Annotated in this window: 5 protein-coding genes; 1 reads left to right on the forward strand and 4 read right to left on the reverse strand. The window is 73.0% G+C overall.

Features of this window, described 5'->3' with window-relative positions; all coding sequences use genetic code 11:
• Nucleotides 1-8: 8 nt before the first annotated feature.
• The 4 genes from AC07AL_RS19700 to AC07AL_RS19715 all read right to left on the reverse strand — a co-directional run bounded on the left by AC07AL_RS19700 (nt 9) and on the right by AC07AL_RS19715 (nt 4,733).
• Nucleotides 9-389: a DUF742 domain-containing protein gene (locus AC07AL_RS19700; protein ID WP_363579557.1), complete on the reverse strand. Its 381-nt coding sequence runs from the start codon at nt 387-389 to the stop codon at nt 9-11.
• Nucleotides 386-817 (reverse strand): roadblock/LC7 domain-containing protein, encoded by a 432-nt coding sequence (locus AC07AL_RS19705; RefSeq protein WP_360205186.1) that lies wholly within the window; start codon nt 815-817, stop codon nt 386-388. Before AC07AL_RS19705 ends, AC07AL_RS19700 begins: the two co-directional genes overlap by 4 nt.
• Nucleotides 817-2,994, reverse strand: a complete 2,178-nt coding sequence (locus tag AC07AL_RS19710) for a sensor histidine kinase (RefSeq protein ID WP_478317841.1) — start codon at nt 2,992-2,994, stop codon at nt 817-819. Before AC07AL_RS19710 ends, AC07AL_RS19705 begins: the two co-directional genes overlap by 1 nt.
• 464 nt (nt 2,995-3,458) lie before the next feature.
• Nucleotides 3,459-4,733: an acyl-CoA dehydrogenase family protein gene (locus AC07AL_RS19715; protein ID WP_400804726.1), complete on the reverse strand. Its 1,275-nt coding sequence runs from the start codon at nt 4,731-4,733 to the stop codon at nt 3,459-3,461.
• Between the two features lie 420 nt (nt 4,734-5,153).
• Between AC07AL_RS19715 and AC07AL_RS19720 the strand changes: the two genes are divergently transcribed.
• Complete coding sequence (locus tag AC07AL_RS19720) at nt 5,154-6,227, forward strand: GAF domain-containing protein (RefSeq protein WP_363579553.1); 1,074 nt, start codon at nt 5,154-5,156, stop codon at nt 6,225-6,227.
• Nucleotides 6,228-6,430: the final 203 nt, after the last annotated feature.

Here is a 6,430-nt window from a genome sequence, read left to right on the forward strand (position 1 = left end):
CCGCAGGGTCAGAGCCGGCGGACGCCCTCGATCACGGCCTGGATCAGCGAGATGTCCGGCGCCTCGGCGAGCTGGACCGGGGCGCGGGTGAGGATCAGCCGGGCCTCGGCGAGGTCGTCGAGCAGCACCTTGACGACACTGACCGGCAGGTCGAGGGTGGCCGCGATCTCGGCCACGGCCAGCGGGCGTTCGCGGCACAGGTCGAGGATCGCGGCCGGTTCGGGCGTGAGCCGGCTGGTGTCGGTGCGCGGGTCGGAGGTGACCACCAGGGTGATCAGCGCGAATCCGTCACGGACCGGGCCGGTGCGCCCGTTGGTGATCGCGTAGGGGCGGACCAGATGGCCTGCGTCCTTGTCGTAGAACCAGGCCTCGTCGGCGTCGGCGGTCACGCACCGCCGCCCGCGCCGGCCTGGCCTGCGTCGCTGCGCGGCGCCGCGGTGAGGTACTGGCCGACCTGCTTGACCAGCATGTTGATCTCGTAGGCCATCAGCCCGGCGTCCACCTGCTCGCTGGTGAGGACGGCGAGCCGGGCGCCCTGCCCGGCGGTGGTGACGAACAGGAACAGCTGGTCCATCTCGACCACGGTCTGCCGGACCCGGCCGCCGTTGAAGCGGTGGCCGGCGCCGCGGGCGAGGCTCTGCAGGCCGGAGGCGACGGCGGAGAGGTGTTCGGCGTCGGCCCGGTCGAGACCCTGGGACATGCCGACCAGCAGGCCGTCCTCGGAGAGGACGATGGCGTGCCGGGTCTCGGGTACCCGCGCCACCAGCTGGTCCAGCAGCCAGTTGAGGTCGCGCTGGGTGTCGGTGTGCTGCGTCATCACTGCTGTTCCTTGGCTTCCTGAACGGCGGAGGCTTCCCGGGCGGCGGAAGGTGCGGCCGGGAAGTGGGGCGCGGCGGGCGCCTGGGGGGCGGTGGGGCTGGTCGGCGCGTCGGGGTCGGCCGCGCGGGCGGTCCGGGTGCCGCGCTGGATGGCGGCCATGGTGGTGCGGGATCGCTGTGGCGACGGGTCGTCGGCCCTGGCGGCCCCGGTTTCTCCGGTGGCCCCGGCGGCTCCGTGCCAGGGCCCGGCCTGGGTCGGCGGGCCGACCACGGGGGGCGGCATGGCGCCGGGAGCGTGGGCCTCGCGGAGCTGTTCGGCGAGGCTGGCGTTGCGGACCCGCTGCGGCAGGACCCGCGGGGTGCGCAGTTCGCCGTCCGGTCCGTGGTTCAACTGCTCCTCCTGGGCGCGTTCGTGCGCGGGCGCAGGGGGCTCGGCGGTGGCACCGTAGAAGGGCCCGGCCGTGGTCCCGGCCGTGGTTCCGGCCGGCACGTCCGCAGCACGGCCGTCGGCCGACGGCTCACCGGGCGAACTGTCGGACGGGGCCTCGTACGGGCGCGGGAGAACGGGCCGGGGGACGACCACGGCCCCGGGCAGTCCGGGTATCTCGGCACCGACCGGCAGACCGCCGTTGGCCGGGCCGGGGGCGGCTCCCCCGGCCCGGCCGCCCTCCAGGGGGTACTGGGCGAGCAGTTCGCCGATGATCACACCGCTGCCACCCGCACCGGGCACACCACCCACACCGGGCACACCGGGAACGCCAGGCGCGCCGGGAACACCAGGAGCTCCGGGAACGCCAGGCGCCACCAGGCCGCCGGCGACACCACCAGCCCCGGGCTCGCCGGGCCCGCCGGGCGCACCCGGCTCGGCCCCGGGCGCCGGAGCGCCCGGTCCGGTGCCGATCAGCCCGCCGAGCACTCCGGCGAGCGCGCCGGTCAGCCCCCCGTCCGGACCGCCGGGGTCGTTGCCGCCCGCCGCCCGCAGGGGCTCGGGGACGGGGGTCCGGGTGACTCGCGCGCCGGACGGCAGCCCGGCCATGGCGGCCGGCTGTTCGGCCTGCTCCAGCAGCACCGACGGCACCAGCACCACGGCCCGGGTGCCGCCGTAGGGCGAGGGCCGCAGGGTGACCTGGATGTCGTGCCGGGCGGCCAGCCGTGCGACGACGAACAGGCCGAGGCGCAGGTCGTCGCCGAGGGCGGAGACGTCCAGCTCGGGCGGGTTGGCCAGGTAGTCGTTGAGCCGCTCGTACTCGTCCTCGCCCATGCCGAGGCCGCGGTCCTCGACCTCGACCGCCAGGCCCTTGGGGACTTCCTGCGCGGAGACCTGCACCTGGGTGTACGGCGGGGAGAAGGTGGTGCCGTTCTCGATGAGTTCGGCGATCAGGTGGATGACGTCTGCGACGGCCTGTCCGCTGAGTGAGGCGCGCGGCACGCCCTGGACGACGACGCGGGCGTAGTTCTCGGTCTCGGAGACGGCACTGCGCAGCACGTTGACCATGGGCACGGCGTTGCGCCAGCGCCGGGCGGGCAGGGCGCCGCCGAGGATGACGAGGTTCTCGGCGTTGCGCCGCATCCGGGTGGCGAGGTGGTCGACCGCGAACAGTTCGCGCAGCAGCTCGGGTTCCTCGTGCTCGCGCTCCAGGGCGTCGAGCATGCTGATCTGCCGGTGGATCAGGATCTGGGTGCGGCGGGCGATGTTGAGGAAGACCTTCTTCGTCCCCTCGCGGCCCTGGGCCTGGTGGATGATGGCGGCGACGGCTGCCTGGCGGACGGCGGCGAGGCCGTCGGAGGTCTGCTGGACCTCGTCGCCGGTCCGGCGGGACGGCGACCAGGCGGGCGGTGTGGGCACGGGCTCCCCGGCGCGCAGCCGTCCGACGACCTCGGGGATCTCGTCCTGGGCGAGCGCGAGGGTGTCGGCGCGCAGTGCGCCGAGGCGGGCGGACAGGGTTCGCGCGGTCCGGATGCCGTGGACCAGGCTGATCAGCAGGACCAGGGCGACGACGGCGCTTCCGGCGATCACGGCGGTGCGGTGTTCGGCGCCGCGCAGCAGGTAGGCGGCGTAGCCCCAGGCGGCGGCGAGGCCCAGGCTGGGGACCAGGACGAGGGCGAGGAGTGAGCTGCGGAGCGAGCCGGACCGGCCGGCGCGGTGGGCCGTGCGGGGGGCCGATATGCCTGGCATCTGATTCCTTGTTGCAGGGCCGAGTCGCTGGGCCGAACGGCGGGTCGGCCTGAACGAGGTCCGGCCGGGGCTTCAGGGCGCCACGGCCGGGGTGGCCGGACGGGGTGACGCGGTGTCATCGCCCGGGCGGGGGTGCAGCACGGCCGCCGACGGCAGGAACGGTATCAGTCCCAAGTGCCCTCATCGCAACATCAACTGACGATATGTGGGCGGGTGATGGCGATGGCGGAGGTGCCCGGAAGGAGTGTCCGCCGGCGGAACGTCGCAGCTCACGTCGGCCGCGGGCGGCGCGTGGGCGGTGCGCGGACGGCTCTCCGGGGGCCGGGAGAACCTCCCGGAGAGTCGTCAGGAACAGGTCAATTCACCGCCGCGCCGAACGTTCGCCCTCGCCCGACAGCCCGGCCCGCCGGTCCGTCGGTGCGCAGGTCGGTCGGTGTACAGGTCCGTCGGTGCGCAGCGCCGGTTCAGCCCGCCAGCGGTATCGGTACCACCTGCCCGCCGCCGATGGCCTGAAGCTCCACCGCGGCCTCCCGCTGGGACAGTTCGGTCCACGCCCAGCTCGCCAGGTCGGACAGCTCCGCCGACCACTGCTTGCCGTAGGTGCCGCAGGCGACCTGGCCGAGCCGCAGCCGCTGGACGTCCGAGGTCCCGGCCGGCGGGTAGACGTGGGTGGCGTCGCGCAGGTAGCGCTCGATGCTGAACTCGGTTTGCAGGCCCCGGGCGGCGTGGATCTCCATGGCGTTGCGCGCGGAGTCCAGCGCGTACTCGGTGTTGATGAGTTTGGCGTTCATCAGCTCGGCATCGCAGGCCTTGCCGTGGTCGAGCAGGTGCGAGGCGTGGTAGGCGGCCAGCTTGGCGGTCATCAGCCTGGACTGCATCTCGCCGAGCTTCAGCGCGATGTTGGGCAGGCGGTTGATCGGCTTGCCGTAGAGCACCCGCTCCTCGGCGAAGCGCGCGGTGTCCTCGACGATCGCGGTGTGGATCCCGAGCGCGACGGCGGCGAGGTTGAGCCGGCCGTAGAGGGTGGAGGAGGAGTAGGCGACGTCCAGGCCCTGGCCCTCCAGGCCCAGCCGGTTGCCGACGGGGATGCGGCAGTCCTCGAAGACGATCTCGCCGAAGCTGAAGCCGTGCAGGCCGCTCTGCGAGCCGAGTTCGCCGACGCGGAAGCCGGGGCGCTCGCTCTCGACCAGGAACGCGGACAGGCCCCTGCTGCCCTCGCCGGTGCGGAGGACCACGCCGTGCACGTCGCCGATGTGGGAGTTGCCGACGAACCACTTGCGGCCGTTGAGCACGTACTGGTCGCCCTCGCGGCGGGCGGTGCCGGACATGCCGAGCACGTGGCCGCCGCACTCCGGCTCCGTGACGGCGATGGTCGGCAGCGACTCGCCGGAGGCGAACCTCGGCAGCCACTTGCGCCGCTGGACGTCCGAGCCGAAGTGGATGACCTTGGCGACACCGAGCTGTGAGGCCTGCGCCACCGCGCCCATGGCGCCGCTGACCCGGGCGAGTTCCTCCACGATGACGGTCTTGGCGAGGTGCCCCAGCCCCAGTCCGCCGAATTCGCGCGGAATGGTCACCCCGATCCAGCCCCGCCGGGCGATCTCCCGCGACAGTTCGAACTCGACGGTCCGTTCGGCCTCCATTCGGGCCACGTGCGGGCGTACCTCCTTCTCCGCGAACTCCCGGACCTCCGCTCGGAGACTCTCGTGGCGCTCGTCGGTGAAGTAGTCCATCGCCATGCTGGGGTCCTCTCGTGTCAGTGGATGTGCCGTGCCTCCGTCCGTGCTGTCGAAGTCGCTCCAGCCGCTCCCCGGGGATGAGTGGGGGTTCGAGGTGGTGGCGGCCGACTGCCCCGTCGCAATCGGTGCATGCGGAACTCGGGGCGGCTTCCCGGGGATTGGGAATGCCGCCCGCGTCTTCGGCAGGGCTCATTGTCGTATGGGCCTCCTGTGCTGACCCAGAGTCGATCTTGAATTGGCGGAAATCGGCCCGTCCTTACGCTGAGGAGTTTTGCCATGGCTCTGAGTGGGAAGTGATCTTGACCCGCCGCGGCAACCTGCTGAGCGGCCGCTCACATGCGGCTTTGACTGTCCATCAGCAACGGTGATGAGCCGGACCGGGAGCACCGAACCGCCCGGATGTCTGATTACATGTGCGCCATGACTGATGTGATGAGCACTCAAGGCCAGTTCCCGGGTGCCGCCGGGGAGTCCGAGCGGACCCGCAGGCTGCGCAGCCTTGGTCTCAACGAACCGTCCGCGGACGAGGCCTTCGACCGCTTCGCCCACCTGGCCGCCAGCATCACCCGCGCTCCCATCGCGATGGTCAACTTCATCAACGACGAGCGCCAGATGTTCCGGGGGCTCTACATTCCGCCAAACTCGAACGACGTCGCGGTCGACGACGGCGCTTCCTGGGCCGATCGGGGCATCGCCTTCGACCTCCCCACCCGTCAGATGCCGCTGAGTCACGGTTTCTGCCCGCACGTCGTCGCCCAGCGCTCCCCCCTCGCGCTCGACGACATCCTCGCCTACCCCCGGTTCTCCGGGAACCCGGTCGTCGACGAACTGGGCGTGCGCGCCTACCTCGGCGCCCCGCTCGTCGACGACACCAACACCGTCATCGGCACCGTCTGCGTCCTCGACCGGGAACCCCGGCAGTGGGGGCGCGAGCGGCTGCGCGACATCCAGCACCTCGCCGAGGCGCTGCTCTCCGAGATCCGGCTGCGCGACAACCTGCTCGCCCAGCAGCAGGAGATGTTCGCCGCCTTCGACGGCTCCCCGTTCCCCATCATGCTGACCGACGGTCCCGGTCAGGAGATCCGCTACGCCAACGCCCAGCACGCCGACACCTTCGGCGCCCCGGTGGCGTACGGCGCGATCGGCCTGGCCTACCCGCAGCTCGGCGCCGCCGGCCTCCAGCAGGCCATCGTCGAGGCCTACCACACCGGGCGCAGCACCGTCCTCAACGACGTCCGGATCCAGTCAGGCCGCCCCGACGCCCAGCGCGGCCAGCAGGTCTTCAGCTTCACCTGCACCCCGCTGCGGGCCGCGCGCACCGGCCAGGTCAACGGTGTCCTCACCGTCGGCATGGACGTCACCGCGCAGTCCCGCACGGAGGAGGAACTCGGCACGCTGGCCGCCCTGCTGGTCGACCGGCTCCAACAGAACGGCGCCACCCCCGTCGGCCGCCCGGGCATCGCCGGGGAGTCCGGACTCGTCCTGCCGAACTGAGCCGCCGACCCGCCGACCCGCCGTCCGCGTGCGGCGTCGCCGTCCCCCTCCGCACCATCGCTCGCCGATCCGCACCACCGCGCACCACCCACCACCGTGGGGGGGGGGGGGGGGGGGGAGGGGGGGGGGGGGAGGGGGGGGGGGTGGGGGGGGGGGGGGGGGGGGGGGGGGGGGGGGCGAAGGCCGCCCAGCCTTTTCCAGCG

The sequence above is a fragment of the Kitasatospora sp. NPDC043949 genome (assembly GCF_056435365.1).

What these genes read in the sequence shown, in the direction of transcription:
- AC07AL_RS19710 (WP_478317841.1), bottom strand. Translation starts at nt 2,994, where the DNA reads ATGCCAGGCATATCGGCCCCCCGCACGGCCCACCGCGCCGGCCGGTCC.
- AC07AL_RS19715 (WP_400804726.1), bottom strand. Translation starts at nt 4,733, where the DNA reads ATGGCGATGGACTACTTCACCGACGAGCGCCACGAGAGTCTCCGAGCG.
- AC07AL_RS19720 (WP_363579553.1), top strand. Translation starts at nt 5,154, where the DNA reads ATGACTGATGTGATGAGCACTCAAGGCCAGTTCCCGGGTGCCGCCGGG.
- AC07AL_RS19705 (WP_360205186.1), bottom strand. Translation starts at nt 817, where the DNA reads ATGACGCAGCACACCGACACCCAGCGCGACCTCAACTGGCTGCTGGAC.